This window comes from Gemmatimonadota bacterium (genome assembly GCA_016209965.1).
GTDB lineage: Bacteria > Gemmatimonadota > Gemmatimonadetes > Longimicrobiales > RSA9 > JACQVE01.
Genome location: JACQVE010000347.1, coordinates 1 through 2,718 on the forward strand (window position 1 = coordinate 1; position 2,718 = coordinate 2,718).

3 protein-coding genes and 1 other annotated feature are annotated in these 2,718 nt (G+C 68.5%); of the genes, 1 reads left to right on the forward strand and 2 read right to left on the reverse strand.

Annotation, left to right across the window (positions count from 1 at the left end):
* The first annotated feature begins 1 nt into the window (after position 1).
* Positions 2–72, forward strand: a sequence feature (possible 16S ribosomal RNA but 16S or 23S rRNA prediction is too short).
* 407 nt (positions 73–479) lie between these two features.
* Positions 480–1,040, forward strand: coding sequence for a Uma2 family endonuclease (locus HY703_13865; GenBank protein ID MBI4546276.1), 561 nt, complete (start codon positions 480–482; stop codon positions 1,038–1,040).
* A 256-nt stretch (positions 1,041–1,296) separates the two neighbouring features.
* Here HY703_13865 and HY703_13870 read toward each other — a convergent pair whose 3' ends face one another.
* Both HY703_13870 and HY703_13875 read right to left on the reverse strand, forming a co-directional pair.
* Positions 1,297–1,710 (reverse strand): hypothetical protein, encoded by a 414-nt coding sequence (locus HY703_13870; GenBank protein ID MBI4546277.1) that lies wholly within the window; start codon positions 1,708–1,710, stop codon positions 1,297–1,299.
* A gap of 99 nt (positions 1,711–1,809) precedes the next feature.
* Positions 1,810–2,667: an NAD(P)H-binding protein gene (locus HY703_13875; protein ID MBI4546278.1), complete on the reverse strand. Its 858-nt coding sequence runs from the start codon at positions 2,665–2,667 to the stop codon at positions 1,810–1,812.
* Positions 2,668–2,718: the final 51 nt, after the last annotated feature.

The window sequence follows — 2,718 nt, forward strand, 5'->3', positions numbered from 1 at the left end:
CCTGGTGACTGGGGCGAAGTCGTAACAAGGTAGCCGTAGGGGAACCTGCGGCTGGATCACCTCCTTTCTGGAGCAGGCGAGTAAGCGGCCGCAAGGCCGCGGAAAGCACGCTCACAGGTCGCACCACACGGACGCCTCGATCACGGTTGCCCTGGAAGAGCCGGCCGCTTGCTGTGGCCGGCTTCTTTCTTTGGCCCGGCTTTCCCTGCCCGTCGGCACTCCTGCTCCTATCTTGTTCCCACATTCGGTGGCTGTGGTAGCTGGCTTGACCTGGCTCGAATCCCCCCTTCCGAAGCAGGAGTCGAGCGACCATATTGCCAATTCCCACCCGGCGATAGAGCCGCCGCGGCCCAGCTCGACGCCGATCCAGTGGTGGGCATACTTCCCGCGCGGCTATGGAACTGCCCCAGCCATTCGATCAAGGTACCGCCCCGGCACGGGAGGAGCGTGCCGGGCGCGCAGGGATTGGAGGTGCGAACATGCCCGTGGCCCTGCCCAAGCGGCGCTTTACGGTGGCTGAGTACTACCGGATGGCCGAGGCTGGCATCCTGGGCGCCGACGAGCGCGTGGAGCTGATCGAGGGCGAGATCATCGAGCTGGCGGCGATCGGCAGCCGTCACGCCGCATGTGTGGGCCGTCTGGATCGGCTGCTGATGCGGGGCGTAGGGGACCAGGCACTGGTAAGGGTCCAGAACCCGGTGCGCCTCAGCGACCTTTCTGAGCCGGAGCCGGATCTGGCGGTGGTCCGGCCCCGCCCGGACGATTACGCGGCGGCCCACCCCGGCCCGGGGGACGTGCTGCTCCTTACAGAGGTGGCGGACACGACCGTCGGCTTCGACCGGGGCGAGAAAGCGCCCCTGTACGCGGTCTCGGGCATCCCGGAGTACTGGCTGGTCGACCTCACCGCGGACGCGGTCGAAGTGTACCGGGATCCGACCGTGCACGGGTATCAGGATGTGCGGCGGCACGTCCGCGGCGAGGCCCTGCACCCTCTCGCCTTCCCGGATCTCGCTGTGCCTGTGGCCGCAATTCTGCCCTGACAACTGGTCGCCGACCAGCCATTTTGCAACAAGCTGTTGCAGGAGTTTGCTTTGGGGGCACAACCGTTCTCCTCGCCAAGGTGAGGACTCGGGGGGCCGACCTTGGTACGCGCTCGACCACGACGAGGGCAACTGTCTCCAAAATATATATTGCCTGGTGCGACAATGCCCCACAAGAAGGATCGCACGGATCGCACCCGGATTTGCGTCCCCGGCCGTCTGGTATCAAACCCCCGCGAGCTCGCCCGCGCTGCGGCTAACGCGCCCCGAGCGTCTGCGCGGCTTTCTCAACCTCGGCGGGCGCGACCCAGAACAGGGCGCCGTAACGCCCGCCGCCGGAACGTACCGCACTCAGCGCCGTGACGTTGATGCCGGCGTTGCCCAGCTTCTCGAGGGTCGCCGCGACGGCGCCGGGGCGGTCGTCGCCCTCCACCAGGAACGCGGTTTTCTTCTCGCTCAGCTCGAGCTTCGCCTGGCGCGCGGCCTCCTCGAACGCACTGCTGTCCTCCGGGACCAGGTCGATCTGCGCCAGGGCGCCGCTCGGGAACGCGTGCACCGCGCGCAGGTTCAGGCCCGCGTCCCGCAGCTTGCCGAGCATGCGCGCGCCCTCGCCCGGCTGGTTGGGCACGGTCACGTAGTAGTAGTCTACGCGCTGGGTGAGGTCTGCCATGTCTGCCTCCGCGTTCAGGACCTCTACGGGTCGCGTTTCGATTGACGCCGGCGTCACGCCGAAGGAAAGTGGGGACGACGTCGCACCAGGATCTGTTCCTCAGCGCCAGGCGGCGGCGTGCTCCTGGGCGAAGGATCGGAAATCGCGGGGGTTGCGGCCGAGCACGGCCGCCATGTCGCTCGTGACCGCGGCGCGGGCCCCCTCCCGCACGGAGCGGAAAAGGCCCACGGCGACCTGGGCCTGCTCGGGCCGCCAGCCGAGGCCCTGCAGTAGCTCCTGCATCTGGCTATCGCTGATCGGTTCGTAGCGCACCTCACTGCCTGCCGCGGCGGCCAGGATCGGGGCCGCAGCGCCGAACGAGAGAGCCTCGGGCCCGGTGAGGGTGTAGGCCAGGCGCTGGTGGGCGTCGGACGTCAGCGCCGCCGCCGCCACCTCTGCTACCTCCCGCACGTCTACAAAGCTCACCTGCCCCGTGCCGGCCGAGAGGGCAAAGGCCCGCCGCTCGCCGATCGGGCGCACCACATAGCTGGCAAGGAAGTTCTGCATGTAGAGGTTGGGGCGGAGAAAAGTAAAGGGGACGCCGACGGCCTCGATGCGGCGTTCGACTCGCCGTAGCGGGAGGTCGTCGAGCGCCTCCACGCCCATGGCGGAGACGAGCACCACATGCCCCACGCCCGAGGCGACCGCCCAGTCCATAAAGGGCACGAGCGCCTGGTCGGTCTGCGGATCAAAGGGCGGGGGTATGAGCAGGATCCGGTCCGCCCACATCACGGCCGCGTCCCATGTCTCCGTTCGCTCGTAGTCAAGCTCCACGGCCTCGGCGGCGCCGCCGAAGAGTGCCTGCGCGCGCTGCGGGTCACGCGTGCCGGCCTTCACCTCGCGCCCCGCACTCAGCAGGCGCGGGATCAGCTCGCGGCCGAGCTTCCCAGTAGCGCCGGTAACCAGGATCTTCTCCATCGGCCTCCCCTGTGCGATTCGACCTGCACCACGAATACGGTCGCGGCGCCG